This window comes from Paenibacillus sp. Y951 (assembly GCF_056786395.1).
In genome coordinates this window covers 131,408-155,979 of record NZ_JBXCIY010000010.1, presented here as the reverse complement: position 1 = coordinate 155,979, position 24,572 = coordinate 131,408, and the positions used below count along the sequence as shown (strand labels likewise).

Below are 24,572 nucleotides of genomic sequence, written 5' to 3'. Positions count from 1 at the left end.
TTCACCTACACTTTCAAATACTTACGTACCGACATGACACTACCCCAAATACCAATAAGTGAGCCTAGCGTTATCATTATCGTCGCAGTTAAAGTAATTACCTGTTCCAGTGGCAATAATTGGATCAACATAAGAGAAAGATCATACTGGAAAATATGAATAACTTGATCATAACCAATTAATATGATTACCGTTGTTACGATTGAACTTATAATACCGATTAATGCACCTTCAATAAAGAACGGCCATCTAATAAATGCATTGGTCGCACCTACTAGCTTCATAATGCCAATTTCTCTTTTTCTTGCTACAATTGTCATTTTAATAGTATTAGAAATTAGTAACATGGCCGTAACTGCTAATGCCACAACGATAGCAAAACCAGCGTTGCGGATTGCATTCGTAATTTTAAACAATGTTTCCACCGTCTCATTACCATACTTCACTTCTTTGATCGGCTTTGGATCGAACGTACCATTAAGAATATCAATTTGTTGCGCAATAGAATCTACGAGCTGTGTATCGGATAATTCTATTGTTAAGGAGATTGGCAGCGGATTGTTTTCATCATCATAGCCTTCTAACCAATCACTATTGTCTTCCCCCATTTTATCTCGTAAAAATGCAAGCCCTTCTTCCTTAGATACATATGTAAGCTTGCTCACTTCGTTAATTTTTCCGATTTTATTTTGCACATCTGTAATCATTTCATCAGTTGCATCCGTTTCAAAGTATACGCGAATCTGTACCTGGCTCTCCATTTGAGCAGCCATATAGTTCATGTTCAATGCTAATAAAATAAATACACCTAGTATAAATAAAGAAATAAAAATGGAACTAATAGACGCGAAAGACATCCAGCCATTACGAATAATGCTTTTGAACCCTTCACGCATATGTCGAGTCATCGTACTAAATTTCATAACCGTACTCCCCTCTTTGCTCATCGCGTACAATACTGCCATTTTCAATAGCAATGACGCGTTTTCGCATAGAGTTCACAATCTCTTTATTGTGAGTTGCCATAACAATTGTTGTACCACGGAAATTAATTTCTTCGAGCAAATTCATAATATCTAGCGATGTATCTGGATCTAAATTTCCTGTCGGCTCATCAGCCACAATAACTGACGGATTATTCACTATTGCCCGGGCAATCGACACCCTTTGTTGTTCGCCGCCTGATAATTGGGACGGGAAGTTTTTGTATTTATGCTTCAATCCGACCAGCTCTAACACTTCCATCGTACGTTTCTTAATCACTTTACGGGGTGCTTCAATGGCTTCCATCGCAAAGGCAATATTTTCGAATACCGTTAGCTTGGGAAGCAATCTAAAGTCTTGAAAAATAACCCCAATATTACGACGAACATACGGAATTTTACGTTGCTTTAACTTACCAATATTAAAGCCATTCACGAAAATCTGACCTGTTGTAGGTATTTCTTCGCGATATATCAGCTTCATAAATGTAGATTTACCCGCTCCTGATGGACCAACCAAATAGACAAATTCATTGCGATCTATTTTTACGGATATATTATCGAGCGCTATAGTACCATCAACATACGTTTTTCTTATCTTTTCCATTTCAATCACGTTATCACATCCTGTAGAAAGTTCAATATTACAAATTCGACAGTTTACAGCTAATTCCTTCAATGTATCGCTATTATGAGTCAATTTTCACTTTTCTCATTTTTCAATAACGTTGTATGCTGTTGTATGCTGTCATAATAGTATAAGTGAAATCCTCTTCCTAATACTATATGCAAGCTATCTGCCTCGCGCTTATATCGCTTACTTGCGTTAAATATCAATTTCGCATAGGCACATCATGATTGGATGCACGCTGCGATAAGTTCCCACTGTTCCGATATGTTTAAAACGCCTCTCTGAACAGGATATGCTACAGCATATCCTGTTCAGAGAGGCGAATTGTTCATTTATTGTAAGTTTGAATAAAATTATTGGCTGCGCTCCATATATTCAGCAACCCACACAGATGTCGTAGACATTGCTTCTTCAGCACGGCCGATGGCAGCTTCAACCTGTGGCTTAGCTGTTCCGCCATATACATTACGTGCATTAACAACCTGTTCAGGCTGAAGCACTTCATATATACGTTCGTCGAACAAATCTGAGAACTGAATAAATTCTTCCATACTTAGATCAAGCAAATATTTATTGTTTTCGATGCAGTATAGAACAGTTTTACCGATAACTTCATGTGCTTGACGGAATGGTAGACCTTTATTAACTAAGAAGTCAGCAATATCCGTAGCATTAGAGAAGTCTTGATTAACGGCTTGACGCATACGAGCTTTATTAACTGTCATCGTCGCGATCATCGGTGTAAACAATTGAAGTGCGCCCTGCATCGTTGTTACCGTATCAAACATACCTTCTTTATCCTCTTGCATATCTTTGTTATACGCTAGCGGTAAAGATTTCAATACAGTTAGCAAGCCCATCAAATTACCGTAGACACGTCCTGTTTTACCACGAACAAGTTCTGGTACGTCAGGATTTTTCTTCTGCGGCATAATACTGCTGCCTGTGCAGAAAGCATCATCAAGCTCGACAAAGTTAAATTCTGTGCTAGACCACAAAATTAATTCTTCACTTAGACGGGATAAATGCATCATAATGATCGATGCATCTGCTAGAAACTCTAGAATAAAGTCACGATCACTTACTGCATCAAGACTATTCTCATATACACGATCAAAATTCAATTGACTTGCCACGAAATGACGATCAATCGGGAATGTCGTACCTGCAAGTGCACCAGCACCAAGCGGAAGTACATTAATACGTTTGTAGCTATCTTGTAGACGCTCAATATCGCGACCGAACATCGATACATAAGCCATCATATGATGTGCAAATAGAATCGGTTGCGCACGCTGCAAATGCGTATAGCCTGGCACGATTGTATCAATATTGGCTTTAGCTTGTCCGATCAATGCTTCTTGTAGCTTACGAAGTAGTTCAACGAACTCTACGACACGTTTACGAAGCCATAAATGCATATCTGTAGCCACTTGGTCATTACGACTACGTCCCGTATGCAGCTTACCACCAACAGCGCCAACGTCATCAATTAATGCTTTTTCAATATTCATATGAATATCTTCATCACCAATCGTAAACTGTTGCTCACCATTTTTAATACGTTCTAATACTCGTAATAGACCCGCTTTGATCGTATCAACATCTTCTTGCGGCACGATGTTTTGCTTACCAAGCATCGTTATATGCGCTAAACTACCTTGAATATCTTCTTCAGCAAGCGCCTTATCAAATGTAATAGACGCTGTATATTCTTCAACTAATTGATCCGTTTTTTTCGTGAAACGGCCACCCCAAAGCTTACTCACTTCTTCAGCACTCCCTACTTATTCTGAGTTACGCCAGCAGAAACTTTCAAACGCAATGCATTCAAATTGATAAATCCAGTTGCATCACCTTGATCATATGCTTGTGATGGATCAGCTTCCATTGTAGCAATATCAGGATTGTATAAGCTTACTGGGCTTTGTACGCCAGCGCCGATTACATTACCTTTATACAATTTCAGACGAACGACACCCGATACATTTTTCTGAGACTCTGTTACTAGTGCTTGCAATGCAAGACGTTCAGGAGCGAACCAGAAACCATTGTATACTAGCTCACTATATTTTGAGATCAGAGAGTCACGCAGATGCATAACTTCACGATCCATTGTTAGTGATTCCATTTTGCGATGTGCTGTAAATAGAATAGTTCCGCCTGGTGTTTCATATACGCCGCGGCTCTTCATACCTACGAAGCGATTTTCGACCATATCAACGCGACCGATACCATGTTTGCCACCAAGCTCATTCAATTTCTCCATAATTGCAAGTGGAGACATTGCTTCACCATTAATAGCTGTACAGTTACCTTGCTCGAAGGAAAGCTCAACGTATTCAGCTTGATCCGGAGCACGCTCAGGAGAGACGCTTAGTACGTACATTGGCTCATTTTCTTCCGTGCTTGGATCGAACCAAGGATCTTCTAACACACCGCTCTCGAAACTAATATGAAGCAAATTACGGTCTGTAGAATAAGGCTTTGCCGCAGACGCTGATACTGGAATATCATGCTTCTCAGCAAAAGCAATCATCTCAGCACGGCCTGGGAAATCGTTACGGAATTGCTCAGAACGCCAAGGAGCAATAATTTCGATTTCTGGTGCTAATGCAGCTACGCCTAGTTCAAAGCGAACTTGGTCGTTACCTTTACCTGTTGCACCGTGAGCAATATATTTCGCGCCTTCAGCACGAGCGATTTCTACCATACGTTTTGCTATTAGCGGACGTGCAATAGAAGTACCTAGTAAGTATTGACCTTCATACATTGTTCCAGCTTGGAACATTGGGAAGATGAAATCCTTTGCGAATTCTTCTGTAAGATCATCGATGTATACTTTAGAAGCGCCTGTTTTCAAAGCTTTTTCTTCTAATCCATCTAATTCTTCCTTTTGACCGATATCTGCAGTAAATGCGATAATTTCCGCGTCATATGTTTCTTTAAGCCATTTCAAGATGATTGAAGTATCCAAACCACCTGAGTAAGCCAATACAATTTTATCTTTAGCCATGTTATTGATTCCCTTCATCGTTCATTTATTAGGACATGATTGCAGCCATAATCGCCTTTTGAGCATGTAGACGATTTTCAGCCTGATCAAAAATAATAGAGTGTTCGCCATCAATTACGCTCTCTGTTACTTCCTCACCGCGATGTGCCGGTAGGCAGTGCATGAACTTAAATTCTGGCTTAGCAAATTGAACAAGTTTATCATCGATCTGATAATTAGCAAATGCAAGTTCACGTTCTTTTTGCTCTTGTTCCTGGCCCATACTCGCCCATACATCAGTATACACGAAGTCTGCGCCTTCCATTGCTTCTTTGGGATCATGACAAACAACAATTTTTGCGCCTGTATCTTCTGCGACAGCCATTGTTTGTGCGACAATATCTGCATCTGGTTCATAGCCTTCTGGTGTTGCGATTGACATATGAACACCTAGCTTGGCAGCACCCATCATTAGAGAGTGTACCATATTGTTACCGTCGCCGATATATGCAAGTTTCACATTTTCAAACGTACCCTTTTGCTCATAAATCGTTTGGAAGTCTGCAAGTGCTTGGCAAGGGTGCGATAGGTCAGTCAAGCCGTTAATAACAGGAATCGTTGCGCCACGAGCTAGCTCAACTACTTTACGATGCTCGAACGTACGGATCATAATTCCATCAAGATAACGAGATAAAGTTTGAGCGGTATCAAGAATCGTCTCGCCGCGACCGATCTGCAGATCATTGCCGCTTAAGAACAGACCTTGACCACCTAGTTGATAAATACCCACTTCAAAAGAAACACGCGTACGCGTAGAAGATTTTTCAAAAATCAAACCTATCGTTTTTCCTTGCAACACTTTATGTTCAATGCCAGCTTTTTGTTTTTGCTTCAAATCAATAGCTAGATCGATCAAATACATAATTTCTTCCTGTGAGAAATCAACCATCATTAGAAAATCGCGGCCCTTCATACTTTGAGCGATTTCTTCCTTTGTTCTAACTAACATATATTCAAACCTCCTAAAACTTTTCATTAACTTCTTGATGTAACTTCCTGTAAATGAAAAGTTACATCGGAAGCGTAAGCCTAACTTTTCATGACTTTTTGATGTAACCTCCTGCAATGAAAAGTTACATCGCTAATACTTAGATCCCTGGATAAAAGATACCACGTAGTTGGTGGACGGCCTGTTCCAGCATTTTAACGAAACCATTTTCTTTATTTCGTTGGTGAACAACCTGATCCAGCATTTTAACGAAACTATTTTCTTTATTTCGTTGGTGGACGGCCTGTTCCAGCATTTTAACGAAACTATTTTCTTTATTTCGTTGGTGGACGGCCTGTTCCAGCATTTTAACGAAACTTTTTGCTTTATTTCGTTGGTGAACAGGCTGTTCCAGCATTTTAACGAAACTATTTTCTTTATTTCGTTGGTGGACGACTTGTTCCAGCGTATTAACGAAACTTTTTGCTTTATTTCGTTGGTGGACGACCTATTTCAGCATATTAACGAAACTTTTTGCTTTATTTCATTGACGGACGACCTACTTTAGCATTTTAACGAAACTTTTTGCTTTATTTCGTTGGTGAACGGGCTAAGTAGTAACTTCATTATAAATTTAACTTCTCGGTACAGCTCATGCAACGAACAATCACATCGTGATCACAGTCGGATGTTTAGAGTTTCATCTACGTTTGCTAATTAGCTTCGTTAGTATTTGTACTGCCTGATCTATCTCTGCTTTCGATACTAGCAAATTGGGAAGTAGACGAATGACGTTCGGTCCTGCTGAAATGACAAGCAAGCCTTCGCTTTGTGCTTCCGTAACTAGACTAGCTATCGACTCCTTACATTCAATCCCTACAATTAAGCCTAAGCCACGTACTTCGTTGACGAAAGAACAATCACTAAGCTGCTCACGCAGCTGTTCCATTAAGTATTGACCTTGTTTGGCTGCATGCTCAACTGCCTTCTCTTCAACGATCGTTTCAATTGTTGCTTTCACTGCAGCTGTTGCAATAGGTGTACCGCCGAATGTAGAGCCATGACTACCAGCTGTGAAGCCTTCTCTCAACGCTTCCTTCGCTACCATAGCACCAACAGGGAAGCCACTACCCAGACCTTTAGCAAGTGTGAAAATATCAGGCTCAATGCCAAAATGCTCATACGCAAACATTTTACCAGTTCTACCCATACCCGTCTGGATCTCATCTACAATTAATAACACGCCTTCTGCCTTACACAGCTCAGCAACTTGTTTGATATATGTTGGATCAACAAGGAGGATACCGCCCTCAGCTTGCACCATCTCTAGCATCACTGCCGCTGTTTTGTCGCTAATAGTAGCCTTCAACAAATCAAAATCATTAAGTTCAATATGAGTAAAGCCGCCAGGTAGTGGTAAAAAGCCTTCCTTCACCTTATCCTGTCCCGTTGCTGTTAATGTTGCTAGCGTACGCCCATGGAACGATTGCTTGAACGTAATAACTTCATAGCGTCCATTGCATGCGACAAGCTGTTGATAACGACGAGCTAGCTTAATCGCCGCTTCATTCGCCTCAGCACCCGAATTACAGAAGAATACAGCATCACCACAGCTATTGTCTGTAATTAGCTTAGCCGCCTCTGCTTGGTTAGGAATGTGGAACCAATTTGAAATATGCCATAGCTGATCTAGTTGCGCTACTAGTGCTTCCTTCACACGCTGTGGTACATGCCCCAAGTTAGTTACTGCAATACCACTCATGAAATCTAAATATTTATTGCCTTCACTATCCCATAGCCAGCTGCCTTCGCCCTTTACAATCGCTTGTGGAAATCTCGCATAGGTCGGAAATACAGATTCACCCGCTACTTCTACCGTACTTTGACTCATATTCAACACTCCTAAAACTTTTTATTAACTACATGGAATACTTCGCTGCTATAAAAAGTAGCATCGAAAGCATCCCCTATTGCTTAATAACAGTCCCGACTCCGCCAGCGGTAACCGCCTGAGTAAGTACGCCTTCAATTTGTCCACTTACGATAACAACTTCCTGCACTTTACCTTGAATACATTGAATTGCCGCACGCACTTTAGGAATCATGCCACCATAAATTTCACCAGTAGCAATCATTTCTTCTATTTCTGCTACCGTTACAGACGGAAGTGTAACCTTCTGTCCATCAACAGTTTTCATAATACCTGGCACATCAGTAACGACGATCATTCGCTCTACTCCTAGATGAGAAGCAACTGCTCCTGCTGCTGTATCAGCATTAATATTGTAGCGTTGACCACTTCGATCAATACCAATCGGAGCAATAACAGGAATATAGCCCATAGCCATCACGCCCTCGATAAGAGCAGCATTAACATCGGTTACATCGCCAACAAATCCAACTTCGGCACTATTGGCAACGGGTTTCGCTTGAATTAGCATACCATCCACACCAGAAAGTCCTAATGTCCTTGCACCGTTCATTTCCATCTTACGCACAATTTCTTTGTTGATACGACCTGCTAGCACCATCTCAACGACATCAAGTACTTCATCGCTCGTTTTGCGTAATCCTTCAACAAACTCCGTCTCAATCCCTAGCTTTTCAAGTGTTTCAGAAATTGCTGGGCCGCCGCCATGAACAATAACAGGTGCTACTCCAGAAGCTTGTAGTTCACGCAATTCTTCGAAAAACCGATTTGGTAGAGCCGCTAACGTACTACCCCCGCATTTCATTACAAAACGTTGCTTAGTCATCCGATTAGCCTCCAGCACTATTATGTGCGGTAAGCAGCATTAATACGTACATAATCGTACGTTAAGTCACAACCCCATGCTACTGCTGTACCGTTATCCATATTCAAATTAATAGAGATCACCACAGTGTCTCCTTGAAGATATTGCAGGGCAGCATCCTCATCGAACGCTACCGGACGTGATTGTTCTAATGTAACGATAGAACCAAGTGCAATATCTACTGTCGCAGGATCAACGGGCTGACCTGCACGACCTACCGCTGCAATAATACGTCCCCAGTTCGCATCTGCGCCAAATACGGCAGATTTCACTAAAGAGGAACCAATGACTGTTTTCGCAATCGCTTGTGCTGCAAAATCATTCACAGCGCCTTCGACGCGAACTTCAACTAGCTTTGTAGCCCCTTCACCATCGCGTGCAATAGCTTTCGCTAGTACAACACATACATGCGTAAGTGCTGCCTTGAACGCTGCCCATGCAGGGTGAGCTTCCGTAAGTTCATCGTGCGCTGCAAGACCACTTGCCATTGCAACTAACATATCATTCGTAGATGTATCGCCATCAACCGTAATCATATTGAAGCTCAAATTAGTAGCCGCACCTAACAATTGATGTAGCGCTGCTGCACTAATATTCGCATCCGTCGTTACAAAACCAAGCATCGTTGCCATATTCGGATGAATCATACCAGATCCTTTGGCTGCTCCCGCAATTTTCACTAACTTGCCATCAATTTCAAGCTCGACGCAAATCGTTTTCTTCACAAGATCAGTTGTAAGAATGGCTTGGCTGAAATCTTCTGCGCCTTTTTCACTTTTCTCTAGTAGCGCTGGAAGCTGCTCAATGCCAGAAAGCACTTTATCCATTTTCAATAGCTCACCGATAACACCAGTAGAAGCTACCGCAACTTGATCTGCTTCTACACCAATTTGCTCGGCAAAACGATTACGCATTGCATAAGCATCTGCTTCGCCTTGATCCCCCGTACAAGCATTAGCGTTGCCGCTGTTCACGATCATCGCACGAAGTGTACCTTTACTAGCAATACTTTCACGCGTTACTTTAATAGGTGCTGCTTGAAATACATTCGTTGTATATACTGCCGCTGCCGTTGCTGGAACTTCACAGACAATAGCACCCAGATCATGACGATCAGTTTTTTTCAAACCACAGTGCAGACCCCCTGCTGAAAAACCTTGTGGCGATGTTACGGAGCCTTCTTGAACAATTGTAAATAAAGCCGCTTGCTGATCTTCTGCCATCTCGCTCTAATCCTCCTAAATTACGGGTATGTTGGAACGAATTGCAGTCCTAGCTGCTCATCCCAACCCATCATTAAATTCATATTTTGAATCGCTTGACCTGCTGCACCTTTAACCAAGTTATCGATAACAGATATAATCGTTAAGCGGTTCGTACGTCTATCAATAGAGAAGCCAATATCGCAATAGTTAGATCCCCATACTTCTTTCGTTGCTGGCCAGTTACCTTCCGGACGAATACGTACGAATGGACGACCTTCATAATATTGTCCATATAGATCGACAAGATCTTGCTCTGTAACATCACTTTTCAACTTCGCATACATCGTTGTCATAATACCACGAGTCATCGGTACAAGATGCGTCGTAAATGTAACCGTAACAGGCTCATCCGCGATTTGACTAAGTACCATCTCAACCTCTGGAACATGTTGATGTTTATTTACTTTATAAGCTTTAAAGTTCTCATTCTGTTCTGCATAATGATTAGTTAAGGACGTACCACGACCAGCACCAGAGACACCTGTTTTGGCATCAATGATAATAGTAGAATGATCAATTAAGTTTGCTTGTAGCGCTGGAATAAGACCTAATAATGTTGCAGTTGGGAAACAGCCTGGATTAGAGATAAACGGCGCATCTTTAACTTGTTCGCCATATATTTCACAAAGTCCAAATACTGCCTGATCAAGATGCTCTTGCTCTGCTGCTGGCTTCTGATACCACTGCTCGTATACAGCACGATCTTTCAGACGGAAATCGCCGGATAGATCAATTACTTTCAAACCTGCCTCCAAATATTGAGGAGCTAGCTTAGAAGCAACTCCTGCTGGCGTCGCCAAAAATACAATATCTGCTTTTTGCTTAACTAGCTCTGGGTTAACATCATCAAGCAACTCTTCACGAATGCCTTGCAAATGAGGATATCCTTCCGTCACTTTCGTACCTGCACTGGACGAAGAAATGACAGATGTTACCTCAGCATTGGGGTGAGATTGTAGTAGGCGCATTAATTCAACGCCCCCATATCCTGTAGAACCAACAATTGCAATACCTAGCTTCTTACTCATATTGATCGCTTCCCTTCTAGTTCTTTTTTTTCGCCAAGAGGACTCCCTCTTCTTTAATGGCCGGAGTATTCATTTATGTAAGCCTCATCTATAAGGCTAGCTTATTTGTCCTATTACTTCATTTTACAATATATAGGTGTGAAAGAGAATATGCATATTATTGTATTATTATACATCTATACTTATAAAAATACAATGTGCATTAATGAGTATAAACCGTGAATTTTATACCATCATTGATACGATTTGAACCCTTTACCAAGCACTTCACCAGTATTACTAATAATTATAAATGCTTTGGGATCCAGCTTAGCGACCGTTCTCTTCAACTTCGATACTTCATTCTGAGCAACGACAACCATCAGTACATTACGGGGATTACCAGTATAGCCACCAGTTCCTTCTAGCTTCGTTAAACCACGATCAAGATCATGCAATATCGCTTGTTCTAACGCTTCCGTTTGCTCGCTTATAATAAAAGCTACTTTAGAGAGCTGAAGTCCATTTTGTACAAAGTCGATACTCTTACTCGTTACAAATAATGAAATCAGAGCATAGAGGGATAGCTCAGGAGAAATGATAATAGCCGCTCCGATAATAACTGCCCCGTCAAAACAAACAACAGCCAGATTGTACGGAATACCCGTTAATCGATGCAGCATTTGAGCAGCAAGATCTAACCCGCCCGTGGAACCTCCACCTCGATAGACGATCGCAAGCCCAACTCCTACGCCAATACCACCATAAATAGCGGCAAGTAATGGATTATTCGTCGGTATAGGGAAATGTGAGGTCAGCAGTACAAACAATGGGAACACGATCGAACCTAATATCGATTTTACGCCGAATTTCTTGCCAATCAGCCAGATCGCAGCAATGAATAGTGGTATGTTCAATGACCATTGTGTAACTGCAGGCGGTATTTGTAGTTGTCTCTCGACAAGTATAGAAATACCAGATACACCACCTGAAGCTATGCCATGTGGTAGCAAAAACAAATTAAAGCTTAGCGCCAAGATGCAAGAGCCAATCAAAACTTGCACAATGTTCCAAGCGATTTGGATAGAAGGTGATAGTGAATCTTTCGTTACACGTCTTAATCGTTGCTTCATAATATGTGGACCAACCTTTCTGATGTAAAAAAAGGAGAGTCTCTACACAACTGTGTAAAAACTCTCCCTCGCAAATAAACTTCTTACTTTTGGCGAATTTGATTGCGTAAGTAGCCATCTACAAACATATCAATATCGCCGTCCATTACTGCATTAACATTCCCAGTTTCTACAGATGTACGATGATCTTTGACCATACTATAGGGATGGAATACATAGGAACGAATTTGGCTTCCCCAGGCGATTTCGGATTGCTCGCCGCGAATTTCTGCAAGCTCCTTCAGCTGTTCTTCAATTTTACGCTCATATAATTTGGATCGTAATGTTTTCATCGCACGATCACGGTTCGCAATTTGCGAGCGTTCCTGTTGACAAGCTACAATAATTCCAGAAGGGATATGCGTAATACGAACAGCTGATTCGACCTTATTGACATGCTGACCGCCCGCACCACTCGCACGATACGTATCAACCTTCAAATCATCAGAACGAATCTCTATTTCGATCGTATCGTCAATTTCTGGAACAACATCACAAGATGCAAATGACGTATGTCGACGACCAGCAGAATCGAATGGTGAGATTCGCACCAAGCGATGCACACCCTTCTCCGCCTTCAAATATCCGTAAGCATTAAATCCTTTAACCAGTATACTTACACTTTTAATACCAGCTTCATCACCTGGAAGATAGTCTAGCAGTTCAACTTTGAAACCACGTTTCTCAGCCCAACGAGTGTACATACGGTAAAGCATTAGTCCCCAGTCCTGTGACTCTGTGCCACCAGCACCTGGATGCAATTCAAGAATAGCGTTCAATCGATCATAAGGCTGGTTCAACAATAACTGTAGCTCATAGTCGGACAGCTTACTCTGCAGGGTAGCTAATCCTTGTGTAAGTTCAGCAACCATATCCTCATCTTCGTCTTCCTCAACAAGCTCCAGTATCATCATTAACTCTTGATGACTCGTTTCAAAGCTATTGTAGTCGTCAACGACCGATTTGACAGCATTTAATTCAGCGATTACGCCTTGAGCGCGCATATTGTCATCCCAGAAATCTGGCATGGACATCTTTTCCTCAAAGTTAGCAATAATATCATGCTTAATCTCTAAGTCAAAGAGACCCCCTAAGCGTCTGTAATCGATTAGCTATTTCGCGCAAATCTTGTTTTAATGTAATATCTAACATAGAAACACCTTCATCTCAAAATATCGTCTTATACGTATGATATTAATTCATACCATGACATTGCTTATATTTCTTACCACTACCACAAGGACAAATATCGTTACGACCTACACGATCATCGCGGCGGACTGGTTTTTTGACAGTATCTTCACCGCCACCATTTGTTGATGAGGTCTGACCTTTCACAACTTCTTGACGCTCAAGATTACTTTCCACGCGAGCCTTCATAATATACGTGGAAACTTCCTCTTGAATGCTTTCAACCATTCCATGGAACATCTCAAAGCCTTCGAATTGATACTCACGAAGTGGATCAGTACCGCCATATGCTCGTAAATGAATACCTTGACGCAATTGATCCATCGCATCAATATGATCCATCCATTTGGAATCAACCGCGCGAAGTACAACTACCTTCTCAAATTCGCGCATCGTTACTTCACCCAATTGCTCCTCACGCACATCATATGCTGCGGCAACTTTATTGTAGATAATATCGACAATATCTGATTTTTCCTTGCCCCAAATATCATCACGCGTTAGAACACCTTCATCAAGCAAGTTCGCTTGCACGAACTCAATAACGGATTGTAGATCCCAATCCTCTGGAATATCTTCTAAGCAATGAGCATCAACCGTACGTTCAATGACTGGTTTGATCATATTCATAACTTCTTCACGAATATTTTCAGATTCTAGAATGTCACGGCGTTGCTTGTAGATCACTTCACGCTGTTGGTTCATCACATCGTCGTATTGCAGGACAACTTTACGAGTATCAAAGTTATTACCCTCTACACGTTTCTGTGCGGATTCAACCGCTTTTGAAATCATCCGACTTTCAATCGGCTGATCTTCATCAAGACCAAGACGATCCATCATCGTCATAATATTTTCAGCACCAAAACGACGCATCAACTCATCTTCAAGCGATAGATAGAATTGAGAAGAACCTGGATCACCTTGACGACCAGCACGACCACGCAACTGATTGTCAATACGACGGCTCTCATGACGCTCTGTACCAATAATGTGTAGACCGCCAATATCAGGAACACTGTCACCTAGCAATATATCGGTACCACGACCAGCCATATTCGTTGCAATCGTAACTGAACCTGGTTGTCCTGCGCGAGTAATGATTTCCGCTTCCTCAGCATGGAACTTCGCATTTAACACTTTATGTTGTACACCGCGGCGCTTTAGCATTTCTGCAAGCACTTCGGAGTTTTCGATAGAAATCGTACCTACTAGTACAGGCTGATTCGTTTTGTGACGTTCAACAATTTCATCAACAACTGCTTTGAACTTACCTTTGATCGTTTTGTAGACAACATCGGGAAGATCTTTACGAATCATCGAACGATTCGTTGGCACTTGAATAACGTCTAATCCATAGATTTTCAGGAATTCTTCTTCCTCTGTTTTCGCTGTACCTGTCATACCACCTAATTTACGATACATCCGGAAGTAGTTCTGGAACGTAATGGTAGCAAGCGTCATACTTTCGTTCTGAACCTTCAAGCCTTCTTTCGCTTCAATAGCTTGATGCAGTCCTTCACTATAGCGACGACCAGCCATTAGACGACCTGTAAATTCATCGACGATCACAACTTCTTCATTCTCAACAACGTAATCAACATCACGTCTCATAATATTGTTAGCTTTCAAAGCTTGTTGAATATGATGGTTGATCGTTACGTTCGCATGATCGAATAGGTTATCGATCCCGAAAGCACGTTCACCCTTCGTAACACCAGCTTCAGTAAGCATGATACTTCTTAATTTAATATCGATGGTGAAGTCTTCTTCAGGTACCATACGAGTCACAAGTCGTTGTGCCAAATCATATAATTCTGTAGACTTCGCAGCTTGTCCGGAAATAATAAGCGGCGTACGCGCTTCATCGACTAGAATGGAGTCCACCTCATCAATGATCGCAAAGAATAATGGACGTTGCACCATCTGTTCTTTGTACAGCACCATATTATCACGCAAATAATCGAAGCCAAACTCATTGTTCGTTCCGTAAGTAATATCACAAGCATAAGCTTCTTGCTTCTGTGCATGCGTCAAACCATGCAAGTTACAACCAACCGTTAAGCCAAGGAAATTATACAATTCTCCCATAAGAAGACTATCACGCTCAGCTAAATAACCATTGACCGTAATAACATGTACACCTTTACCAGCAAGAGCATTCAAATAAACGGGTAAAGTAGCAACTAAAGTTTTACCTTCACCTGTTTTCATCTCTGCGATTTTGCCTTCGTGAAGAACCATACCACCCAATAATTGAACGTCAAAATGGCGCATATTCAATACGCGTTTGGACGCTTCCCGTACTGTTGCAAAAGCCTCAGGTAATATAGCAGTTAGTTCCTCGCCTTTCGCAACTCTATCTTGGAATTCGCCGGTCTTCGCTTGAAGTTGTTCATCGGACAATGCCACATACTGCGGCTCCATCTCGTTTATTTGCTCAACGATCTTCGTTAATCGTTTTACTTCTTTCTCATTAAAATCTCCAAATATCTTTTTTACAAATCCGAGCATGACTTTCCCCTTCCGATTGTACGTCTTTATGTTAAAGATTGTAACAGTTTGTTGCTGTAATCGCAATGTATCTCCCTTTGGTAATAACCATTAAAAAGGGAATGCTAAAACAGGTATCTCAGTCGTTGCTACCTATGTAGCACGCCGAGATACCTGTATCATTTATTCAGTGGAAGTTCAAAAAGCCTGCTTTTGAACCTCAAGTTAAATTTAGCTTTGCTCTATTAATCCGTATTTCCCATCGTTACGCTTGTAAACAACGCTAACTGACTTACTGTCAGAATTAGAAAATACGAAGAATGTATGACCCAACATATTCATCTGAAGTATCGCTTCCTCTATGTCCATTGGCTTAAATGTAAAGCTCTTTGTACGGACAAGTTCGAAATCTTCCTCCTCATCCTCCAATGTAGATACTGAAGTAGAATTTTCACGGAAAAGTGCTTTTGATCCGCTAGCTTGACGGAATTTGCGATTCAATTTAGTTTTATGTTTGCGAATTTGACGCTCTAATTTGTCAATAACAAGATCTATAGAAGCGTACATATCTTCGCTTTGTTCTTCTGCTCGAAGGATTAATCCAGATGCCGGTATCGTAACCTCCACCGTATGTTGTCCCTTTGTAACAGAAAGTGTAACGTTTACTTCGGAGGTGATCGAAGGATCGAAATATTTCTCCAATCTGCTGAGTTTCTTCTCAGTGTAGTCCCTTAGTGCATCGGTAACTGGAACGCGTTGTCCTCGGATATTGTAGTTCATGTGGCACTCCTCCTTTAACATATTCTTATTATATCATATGCAATTACGTTTAGTAAAATAGATTTTAGTTTATTGTGAATATTCTGATAATATTATAGATTTCTAATTATTACATAATAAGTCATACAAAAAGAGACTTCCGCGTAGGAAGTCCCTTCTCACTTTTATAACTATAAAAAAGGGCTATGCAGCCGTATAATTACAGTTTGTTGACGTTAGCAGCTTGTGGACCACGAGCGCCATCAACGATATCGAATTCTACTTCTTGGCCTTCTTCAAGCGTTTTGAAGCCTTCTGTTTGAATAGCGGAGAAATGTACGAATACATCGCCACCTTGATCTGATTCGATGAAACCGTAACCTTTTTCTGCATTAAACCATTTAACTTTTCCTTGCATGTGCAAACATTCCCTTCGTATTCAAATACTGTATAGGCTCATTAATGAGCCACTATTTGAATATACAATAGGTTGGTTGAAATTGTCAATGTGTTTTTGTAAACGGATACATATTTATCCGAATAATATATAAATGTTATTGAAACAACTACCGCCATTAATTTTTTTAGAAATTAGTATACTACAAAATAAGAAACCTTTATCAATTATATTTGATAAAAGTTTCTTATTCATTAGGATTTATGCGATTAATAGTGATGGCTTTTTTTTGTTCCAATAATTTTACAACATTAACTACAGGTAATAATAATGTTGGGAATTCATTAGACTTAGACGAAACGTCTGAAACAAGATTTCTTAAATATGGGAACAATATAGCTATTGCATTTTGAGATAAAAACTTCTCAAATGTTTCACCATTACTTTCCTCTTCATTGAAGGTAAAACTACCAACGATGCTTGCTTTAATTTCAAAAGGCGATTTATCTGTTGTTAGATTGCCAATTTGGGAACTAAGTAAAACTTCTGCTTCATCTACAGATTTAATATCTATGGTGCATTCAAACTCAGTACTTAATTCGATTGCTCCATTGCCTTGGAAGTCTTTATTTTTTTTATACGTGATTTCATCAACATAATAATCTTCAAAACTGATTGCTGCCATTTTATGCTGCCTCCGTGTTTGAATCTGGATAGTGATTTTTCTCGGCATCTTTATCTTTCTTCGGTAATTCCATTTTATGGGACACTTTGTTATGACCTAATACATTGAGTTTAATTTCTTCAACATCATATACTTTTGTAGTCATTTCTTTAGTGGATGAAATATTTATCGTAAACGATGGCTGGGGTTTTATTTCATAACGTAGTTCTTCTTTACAAGAGTTTTGTTTAAATTCTAGCATCAAAGATTCCTGTAACTCATCAAAAGTTACAAAGTCTATTGCACCATCACTTGCTAAAAATCTCATACCAGGAGTAGGAGAGTTTAGTGTAATCTTCAATCCTAATTCATTAGCCGCCTCTTTGACTTTATTAATATCAAACATGTTCTCACCTCAATAAAATAATCTAGTCATATATCTTTATTGTTGAAAAATCTAATACAGACTGATCATATATGCATATCTGATTACCCTTATTAGCTACTATACCATAATTAGTCAACTCTTTAAACTTGTAGGGCTTATGTTCTTCATCCGGGAACAAATAACAACTTGCCATATAGTCTTTACTTTTAACCAACAAATCCATGACAGTGCATCTAAAATAATGCTGTCTTTCCTTTTCAGATAAGTTCGGATTAGCTTCAGCCTCAATTTCCATTCCATTGTCCCTCAAGAAGGTTATGAAATTGTTCAACTTTTCAGCACCAGACTCTATATTAAGATCAATCACTTTATCTATATCCACTTTGGCCTCTAAATATAACACACATGGGGTAAAGTATTCTTTCGGATCTTGTTGTTTTTGTTTTTTAACAGCCATCCTAGACCACCATTGAGCTTTAGCGTAATCATCCAAGAAAAAATAAACACCATTGCCTAACCAATGATTTTTCCGTTCTTCATAAATAAATCGTCTCGTTGCTTGTATACTCTCGTACTTGTCCAACGTAGTGCCATGGAAACAATGATAAGTCTTCTCATAACCCATTTTTTTAATTTCACCACCGTTATTGTTACCCTACATATTACATAATTATTCCTATTATGACAACCCTTTCACTAAGATATACAATAGCCTTACGTCAAAGCAACCAAACTCACTACTAAAGTAAGTTTGGTTGCTTTGTCTTATTATTCACTTGCAAAAACATTAACTAGTGGCGGCTGGACGTTCGGTAATTTCCCATCTAGAAATTGATCGACGATGTCGTTGTCGAATAGCTGATATACAACTCGCAAATGCTGTGGCTGCCAGTCTGTAGTGACATAGAGCTTGCCTGAGCTTTTTTGTTTGCTATATGTTAGCTCAGACAACTCAAATGTTGATAATATATTTTTCAAATCCTCCGCTACTTGTATAACAGCTCGATTAGCCACATCATGTATGCCATCGCCATATTGTAGCTCTGGCACAGAATGATGAAGAATATCGCCAGCATCTAAGCGTGAAGTTAATTTGTGGATCGTCATACCTGCCCAATTCGGCTTCAAATTATAAAACGGCCAAAATAATGTCGTATTGCCACGATACCATGGCGATAAGCCACCATGAATATTCCAAGCATGTGCCGGACCAGCCGCTAGCAGTTCATCACTTAATTTATGTACGCCGTAACTAATCATGAGATCTGCATCCAATGACTTCACCCAATCTATTGTTGATTGAGCATTCAATGAGGCCATCGTTACTTTCAACGTAGCGATATCATCTAGTACAACATTGCTTCCTGAGAAAAGTGTACGCTCAGAGCTATCACGATCAACGAAATGTCGAATAAAGTTAAGTCGATCCTGCTCTTCGAGTCCACCAGGTGGTTGCGGAACAAGCTCTCCACGTTGTTCGATTACATGTCCAACCACAAAACCCGTACTCATTAATTGATTGACGACATATAAATGTCTAGGATGTGATCCTGTCAACAATACTACCTTCATCTCCAAGCAACTCCTTCCTTATTACGAAATGGACCAGCAAGTAATCCAACTTCTTTTAATTTATCTATAGATGCTCGGTAATCTCTTAACGGATAATGCATCTTGGCAGCAATATTGACTAGAGTATGTTCACCATCAGAATAATTCAAAATCATTAATACTTGATTCAAATGCTGACGATTATCCATTAATGTGTTGGTTGAACCATGCCTGTTGAGTGGTGAATTAATATCGGGATACAAATCGTATTTACTAAGTTTTGGCTCACCAAAAGGCTTGAGGTTATGGTAATAACCATTAAGCTCCTGTAATAACAAAATCTCTTCTAATTCGTCTACACTTTGTAGCAAAGCTTCAATGGTCATCGCTTCCTTCGTATCAAGCGAATTATGATATCCAGCATATTGACCATATATCATCCGCGAAAATTGCCCTATCGGCAAATTAAAGCCTGGAGAGCAATATTGTCGTTCATCTGATCCATTCAAAGGCGAAAAGCGACGAATTGTCATATCACGTTTCTCATGCTGTACGAGAAACTGTACCAATTCATTCAATGGTGCCTTGTCGTTGCGAGCCATTTTATAGCTTAACGGTTTATCTTTACCACCTAAGCAGGTAAGTACCATCCCGGAATAGAGATTGTCTCGTAAATGTTGACCATGCTTCGCCAAATACGCAATAGAACCAATCGTTTCTGGATGAAACACAAAGCGATACGTAAATTCACGTTGCTCCCAATTTTTCAAGCGATTATATAAAAAGGCAGCCACAATAGGTCCGCTTAATTCATTATTTGCCATTGAGGGATGACAAATATACGAAGTAATCAATATTTCCTTATTCGATTTCCCTGGCAATATGGCCTCGGCATAATTTAAGACGCCATCTATTTTTTCACTGTCGATATAGACATGATATTGATCTTCCTCAAGAGTAGTTAACTGGTTGTGCGACATACAAAAACCCCAGCGCTCCTTGTAATAAGAAATAACATAAGGCACCGCGTCTGGCTGATGAGGAATAGTAAATACATGCTCTTTCAATTCGCTTAAAGATATAATTTGATCAATAGGTTCGCTATAATTCAATATATGCAAATTACTATTTGTAATATTAATAATTTCCCGCCCTTGGGAATCTTTGATCCATGCCTCACGGATAACCCATTCCTGCGGAATTGTCCAATCAAATACTTCTGTACCTGATGGGACTGCTTCTACCGTTAGTGGTAAATATTCGCCAAGAATATCTAGCGTTTGCCTAACTCCTTCCCCTGTAATACTTCTAAACAAAGGAAACAATCGATCAAACAATTCGTCCATCTGCTGTAATTCATTCATCTGTATTCATCCTATCTAGCAATACCGTACTTAATCTATCAACGACATCCCTTACATCCTCATCGGTCATCTTCGGATAAAGAGGTAATGTTAACGCCTGTCCATACCATTGCTCAGCGATTGGACATAGCCCTTTCTCATATCCTAGCTGTTCATAATAGGGAAACCAATATACCGGAATATAATGCACATGTACACCGATATTAGCTGCACGCATTGCCTCAAAAATCTGCTTGCGACTCTTGCCAATCACTTCTTGATCAATCTGGATCGAATATAGATGCCAGCCGGAATTCGTAACTGCTAGCTGAAATGGCACCCGTACACATGGAATATCCTTCAGTAGTTCAGTATAGATTGCCGCTAACTGACGGCGACGTTTCATAAATGAATCTAGCTTTTTCATTTGCGAGATACCGAGTGATGCCTGTAAATCAGTCATGCGATAGTTGTAGCCTAGATCAACCATTTCATAATACCATTCGCCTTGCTCTTCTGCATAAGGGGTGCGAGTGATACCGTGGCTTCGGAATAACTTCAGTTTTTCATAATATTGCTCGCTATTCGTAACGATTACGCCGCCTTCTGCTGTAGTAACAGGTTTGACTGGATGAAAACTGAACATCGTCATATCAGCTTGAGAGCCGATCTTCTCACCTTTATATTCAGCTCCAAGCGAATGTGCACCATCTTGAATGACGACGAGTTGATGTTCTCTAGCGATTTCCATAATAACGTCAATCTCACAGGGTTGTCCCGTAAAATCTACAGGGATAATCGCTTTTGTCCGACTCGTAATTTTACTCACGACATCTGCAGGATCAATATTGTACGTATTTTTATCAATATCTGCGAAAACAACATCTGCGCCCATATATCTAGCACAATTGCTACTAGCCGCGAAAGTAATTGGCGTAGTTATCACTTCATCGCCTTCTGTTATACCTGCAGCATAGCAGGCTCCATGTAGTGCCGCTGTTCCATTGGCAAAGGCTACCGCATACTTCGCACCTACATAAGCTGCTACTGCTTCTTCAAATTGCTGAATATTCGGTCCTGTTGTTAGATACGGAGAGCGTAATGTTGTAATGACCGCTTCAATATCTTCATCATCGATCCATTGTTGCCCGTAGGGTAGAAATTGCTCTCTCTTACTTATAGTACTCTTACTCATAATAATAGATCCCAGCTTATTGCTGTCCCTTTAGCTGCATCAGCTTTAATTTGCTTACCTATAATTAGATCGTAATATTTCGTTTCCAAACCTAAGCCTGGACGAACATTGCGAAGATTCGTTTCATTGAATGCATCTCCAGCCTTCATATCCTCACCAACATAAAGGGATCGACGGTTATTAACTGAAGGTTTTTCTGCTTCGGTTGGACCATATTGAATATGTCCAATACTTTGCCACGCTTTTTCCGTTTCTTCTACTAATAATTTCAGTTCATGCGGCTCCATTGAAAATGTAGAATCAACTCCACCTTCTTCACGAGATGTTGTGAAATGTTTCTCAATAACAGTAGCACCTAATGTTACAGCAGCTACCGATACTCCTATCCCCATCGTATGGTCGGATAAGCCAATTTCCGTTTGGAAAAGCTCCTTCATATGCGGAATCGTTGCTAGATTTGAGTTAGCTGCGGAGGCTGGATATGTACTTGTACATTTGAGAAGTACAATTTGTTCATTTCCTTCTGCTCGTACTGCTCGTACTGCTTCGTCTAGTTCAGCTGCTGATGCCATTCCTGTAGAGATAATAATAGGTTTACCTGTTCTAGCAACCTTACGGATTAATGGAATATCTACGTTTTCGAAAGAAGCTATTTTATAAGCAGGTACATTCAAATTCTCCAAGAAATCAACTGCTGTCTCGTCAAATGGCGAACTGAATGCAAGTATGCCAAGCTCATTGCATTTATCGAATATTTCTTTATGCCATTCCCATGGTGTATATGCCTTCTCATACAAGTTATATAGAGATTGTCCTTTCCATAGGTCTTTCTCATTGGAAATGAAAAATTCATCGGTATGAACATCTAATGTAATCGTATCTGGAGTATAGGTTTGTAGCTTAACAGCATCAACACCTGCCTCTGCAGCCAATTCTACCAAATGCAATGCTCTTTCTAATGACTGATTATGGTTTCCTGACATTTCCGCAATAATGAACGGCTTCGCATGCTTCCCTATTTCTCTCGTTCCAATTTTAATCATAATGACTTTCCACCATTTCTTGCAGCCAAGGGTTCGGTTGATCTTGGCTCGCCGTTATTTTCAATCCCTGCTCACTTATATGTTGAATTCTCTCACCCTGACTCGGCAAGGAATCTAATAGTTGTACATACGTTTGCGATGTCACCTGTTCATGCCATCCCAAATTAATTATGGCAGATAGCTGCTCCGCCATCTCTGTTGATGCTAATTGATTATGAGCGACAATTGTACTTGCTGAAGGAAGACCTACATAGCATCTTTCCCAGGTAGTAGAACCACCAGCACCTATTGAAAAATCAGCTTTGCTCATTAATTGCGCCATGTAATCAATTTGACAATGGTAGCTATAATGATGCTTACGGCAAATCTCTTCGATTTCTGTTCGATAAACATTACTCATTCCAACAACGATGTCAACATGTTGGAATTTCGTTGTCGTTTCCATCAATGCATGTAACACTTTCATCGTTTCATTGGTTGGGTCACTGCCCCCCATAAATACAAGTAAACGATTTACTTCACCTGTACGTAGCGTCTGCTTTGCTCGTTCTTCAATAAATTCATCGCGCATAATCAAATATTTTGGTCCAAGTAGCTTTTTGCAATGCTTTGGAACAAGTTCATCATAACGGCGTTCATAATTAGCTATCACATTTTGATCTAATAAAAGATCGCAATCATGCTTACGATTGGCTAGATCATCAATAACAATAATTTTCCGTGCTAACTTTCTCATCTGCTGCTCCCACATTATATCTAGTTGATAATGATCTACTATTAATATATCGACAGCTTGCTCCTGCTGAATAACGACATAACCTTGTTTTTCTACAAGATCAATCATGTTGCCTGGTAACGGCTCCATCCAGAACGTTACATGATGCCCTAGCTTTTGGAGATGATAGGCTATCGTTAAACAGCGCATAACATGTCCACTACCGATCTCATTGGATGCGTCTGTGCGAATTAATATATCCATTACGTCACCGGCTTTTGCTCAATATATGCGTTCAACTGCGCAACTTCGGGATGAGCTAATAAATATTGAATAACATCACTACTAGAAACATCTATTGCAGAAAAATGATCGGCTATATTGCATATTAAGGAATAATCTTCTACAGTATCCAGTGTAATCCGAAGCTCTGGATAGTGGCGACTAGTCGGAGCTGTATAGTCTACCCTTGTAAATTTCTCTTTATATTCATATGCGTAATAAGTGACATGCTCACGATGACGCTGTTCATGAGCGTGCTTATCAATGTATTGTAGTGCTTTGTAGGAAATAATTTCCACAGCGAGCCCTCGCGGTAGATCACTCGCCAAATCTATAATATCAACCTGCTGCTCTTGCATTAAAGCAACCATTTCCGAAGCCAGCTCATAATCAACAAACGGACAATCTGAAGTTACCCGCATAATATAATCAGGATTGTATTGCTTCGCACATTGTATATAGCGATCGAGCACATCGTCTTCTGAACCTCGATAGTAGGCAATATTATGAGCGATACACCATGTTTCAACTGTATCATCCTGCGGGAGTGTAGATGTGGCAACAATCACTTCAGCGACACCTGCTATTTTTCGACATCGTTCTGTGACATAGGTTAAACTATCCACACGTCCTAATGGTTTAAGAATTTTCCCAGGAAGACGAGAAGATCCCATTCGTGCCTGGATAATTAGAATTATTTTCATCTATACACATC

The 24,572-nt window shown here is 40.2% G+C and carries 24 protein-coding genes; all 24 read right to left on the bottom strand.

Annotated features, from left to right (window positions below; translation table 11 throughout):
• Nucleotides 1–5: 5 nt before the first annotated feature.
• Entirely contained in the window at nt 6–923 is a 918-nt protein-coding gene (gene ftsX, locus AC1TPB_RS15760) for a permease-like cell division protein FtsX (RefSeq protein ID WP_482077377.1), read from the bottom strand.
• Entirely contained in the window at nt 913–1,599 is a 687-nt protein-coding gene (gene ftsE / locus AC1TPB_RS15755) for a cell division ATP-binding protein FtsE (RefSeq protein WP_482077376.1), read from the bottom strand. Before ftsE ends, ftsX begins: the two co-directional genes overlap by 11 nt.
• A 368-nt stretch (nt 1,600–1,967) precedes the next feature.
• On the bottom strand, nt 1,968–3,383 hold the full coding sequence (argH, locus tag AC1TPB_RS15750) for an argininosuccinate lyase (protein WP_482077375.1): 1,416 nt from the start codon (nt 3,381–3,383) through the stop codon (nt 1,968–1,970).
• 14 nt (nt 3,384–3,397) lie between these two features.
• Nucleotides 3,398–4,630, bottom strand: a complete 1,233-nt coding sequence (locus AC1TPB_RS15745) for an argininosuccinate synthase (RefSeq protein WP_482077374.1) — start codon at nt 4,628–4,630, stop codon at nt 3,398–3,400.
• 28 nt (nt 4,631–4,658) lie between these two features.
• The gene (gene argF / locus AC1TPB_RS15740; RefSeq protein ID WP_482077373.1) at nt 4,659–5,618 is read right to left on the bottom strand and encodes an ornithine carbamoyltransferase; all 960 of its coding nucleotides are present in this window, start codon (nt 5,616–5,618) and stop codon (nt 4,659–4,661) included.
• A 139-nt stretch (nt 5,619–5,757) separates the two neighbouring features.
• Nucleotides 5,758–6,015, bottom strand: coding sequence for a hypothetical protein (locus AC1TPB_RS15735; RefSeq protein WP_482077372.1), 258 nt, complete (start codon nt 6,013–6,015; stop codon nt 5,758–5,760).
• A 282-nt stretch (nt 6,016–6,297) separates the two neighbouring features.
• Nucleotides 6,298–7,488 (bottom strand): acetylornithine transaminase, encoded by a 1,191-nt coding sequence (locus AC1TPB_RS15730; RefSeq protein ID WP_482077371.1) that lies wholly within the window; start codon nt 7,486–7,488, stop codon nt 6,298–6,300.
• A gap of 76 nt (nt 7,489–7,564) precedes the next feature.
• Nucleotides 7,565–8,353 (bottom strand): acetylglutamate kinase, encoded by a 789-nt coding sequence (gene argB, locus AC1TPB_RS15725; RefSeq protein ID WP_482077370.1) that lies wholly within the window; start codon nt 8,351–8,353, stop codon nt 7,565–7,567.
• A 20-nt stretch (nt 8,354–8,373) separates the two neighbouring features.
• Complete coding sequence (argJ, locus tag AC1TPB_RS15720; RefSeq protein WP_482077369.1) at nt 8,374–9,615, bottom strand: bifunctional ornithine acetyltransferase/N-acetylglutamate synthase; 1,242 nt, start codon at nt 9,613–9,615, stop codon at nt 8,374–8,376.
• Between the two features lie 20 nt (nt 9,616–9,635).
• Nucleotides 9,636–10,685: an N-acetyl-gamma-glutamyl-phosphate reductase gene (argC, locus tag AC1TPB_RS15715; RefSeq protein WP_482077368.1), complete on the bottom strand. Its 1,050-nt coding sequence runs from the start codon at nt 10,683–10,685 to the stop codon at nt 9,636–9,638.
• Nucleotides 10,686–10,918: 233 nt separating this feature from the next.
• Complete coding sequence (locus AC1TPB_RS15710) at nt 10,919–11,797, bottom strand: YitT family protein (RefSeq protein ID WP_482077367.1); 879 nt, start codon at nt 11,795–11,797, stop codon at nt 10,919–10,921.
• 83 nt (nt 11,798–11,880) lie between these two features.
• Nucleotides 11,881–12,988 (bottom strand): peptide chain release factor 2 gene (gene prfB, locus AC1TPB_RS15705; RefSeq protein ID WP_482077366.1). Its coding sequence is split into 2 segments (ribosomal slippage): nt 11,881–12,915 and nt 12,917–12,988, totalling 1,107 coding nucleotides; the frame shifts between segments, so codons are not numbered across the junction.
• A 42-nt stretch (nt 12,989–13,030) separates the two neighbouring features.
• Nucleotides 13,031–15,541, bottom strand: a complete 2,511-nt coding sequence (secA, locus tag AC1TPB_RS15700; protein WP_482077365.1) for a preprotein translocase subunit SecA — start codon at nt 15,539–15,541, stop codon at nt 13,031–13,033.
• A 210-nt stretch (nt 15,542–15,751) separates the two neighbouring features.
• Nucleotides 15,752–16,300, bottom strand: a complete 549-nt coding sequence (gene hpf / locus AC1TPB_RS15695) for a ribosome hibernation-promoting factor, HPF/YfiA family (protein ID WP_482064227.1) — start codon at nt 16,298–16,300, stop codon at nt 15,752–15,754.
• Between the two features lie 199 nt (nt 16,301–16,499).
• Nucleotides 16,500–16,697, bottom strand: a complete 198-nt coding sequence (locus AC1TPB_RS15690) for a cold-shock protein (RefSeq protein WP_482064228.1) — start codon at nt 16,695–16,697, stop codon at nt 16,500–16,502.
• A 226-nt stretch (nt 16,698–16,923) separates the two neighbouring features.
• Entirely contained in the window at nt 16,924–17,361 is a 438-nt protein-coding gene (locus tag AC1TPB_RS15685) for a protein-export chaperone SecB (RefSeq protein ID WP_482077364.1), read from the bottom strand.
• A 1-nt stretch (nt 17,362) separates the two neighbouring features.
• The gene (locus AC1TPB_RS15680) at nt 17,363–17,746 is read right to left on the bottom strand and encodes a hypothetical protein (RefSeq protein ID WP_482077363.1); all 384 of its coding nucleotides are present in this window, start codon (nt 17,744–17,746) and stop codon (nt 17,363–17,365) included.
• Nucleotides 17,747–17,768: 22 nt separating this feature from the next.
• Nucleotides 17,769–18,353 (bottom strand): hypothetical protein, encoded by a 585-nt coding sequence (locus tag AC1TPB_RS15675; protein ID WP_482077362.1) that lies wholly within the window; start codon nt 18,351–18,353, stop codon nt 17,769–17,771.
• Nucleotides 18,354–18,496: 143 nt separating this feature from the next.
• Nucleotides 18,497–19,300, bottom strand: a complete 804-nt coding sequence (locus AC1TPB_RS15670) for a formyl transferase (RefSeq protein ID WP_482077361.1) — start codon at nt 19,298–19,300, stop codon at nt 18,497–18,499.
• Nucleotides 19,297–20,643 (bottom strand): DUF4910 domain-containing protein, encoded by a 1,347-nt coding sequence (locus tag AC1TPB_RS15665; RefSeq protein WP_482077360.1) that lies wholly within the window; start codon nt 20,641–20,643, stop codon nt 19,297–19,299. The genes AC1TPB_RS15670 and AC1TPB_RS15665 overlap by 4 nt, the downstream gene beginning before the upstream one ends.
• Nucleotides 20,636–21,817 (bottom strand): UDP-4-amino-4,6-dideoxy-N-acetyl-beta-L-altrosamine transaminase, encoded by a 1,182-nt coding sequence (pseC, locus tag AC1TPB_RS15660; RefSeq protein WP_482077359.1) that lies wholly within the window; start codon nt 21,815–21,817, stop codon nt 20,636–20,638. Before pseC ends, AC1TPB_RS15665 begins: the two co-directional genes overlap by 8 nt.
• Nucleotides 21,814–22,860, bottom strand: a complete 1,047-nt coding sequence (gene pseI, locus AC1TPB_RS15655; protein WP_482077358.1) for a pseudaminic acid synthase — start codon at nt 22,858–22,860, stop codon at nt 21,814–21,816. Before pseI ends, pseC begins: the two co-directional genes overlap by 4 nt.
• Nucleotides 22,853–23,839 carry a UDP-2,4-diacetamido-2,4,6-trideoxy-beta-L-altropyranose hydrolase gene (gene pseG / locus AC1TPB_RS15650; RefSeq protein ID WP_482077357.1) on the bottom strand — a complete coding sequence of 329 codons (987 nt, stop codon included), beginning with the start codon at nt 23,837–23,839 and terminating at the stop codon, nt 22,853–22,855. The genes pseI and pseG overlap by 8 nt, the downstream gene beginning before the upstream one ends.
• On the bottom strand, nt 23,839–24,561 hold the full coding sequence (locus AC1TPB_RS15645; RefSeq protein WP_482077356.1) for a cytidylyltransferase domain-containing protein: 723 nt from the start codon (nt 24,559–24,561) through the stop codon (nt 23,839–23,841). Before AC1TPB_RS15645 ends, pseG begins: the two co-directional genes overlap by 1 nt.
• Between the last annotated feature and the right edge of the window lie 11 nt (nt 24,562–24,572).